This window comes from Bacillus pretiosus, assembly GCF_051294775.1.
Classification (GTDB): domain Bacteria; phylum Bacillota; class Bacilli; order Bacillales; family Bacillaceae_G; genus Bacillus_A; species Bacillus_A wiedmannii.
In genome coordinates, this window is record NZ_JBPPHF010000694.1 from 1 (window position 1) to 278 (window position 278).

Sequence of the window (278 nt, forward strand, 5' to 3'; positions counted from 1 at the left end):
AAACCAGCTTCCCTCAAATTATCTTTCACTACTTTTCCATCACTAATTAATGAAATTGGTAAGTATACAGGCTTATGTTTTAAACTAAAATCATTTATAGTAGGAGATTCATATTTGCTCTTTTTCAGAACGCTTATGTTTCCGTTAGGTTCCAAAATCATATATTCAACTTCTCGAATTGAAAAAATATCTTTTTGCTGCCTAAGCATTTGTTGTAATTGAGTAATATCTAAATGATTTGAACTTAATTGTACTCTGTCAATCTTTCCATTACGGAT

At 29.5% G+C, this 278-nt stretch carries 1 protein-coding gene; it reads right to left on the minus strand.

What is annotated here, in order from left to right:
* Nucleotides 1-278, minus strand: a 278-nt coding sequence (locus ACSG5Z_RS32750) for a DUF421 domain-containing protein (RefSeq protein ID WP_435713019.1), incomplete at both ends; no start/stop codon positions are given.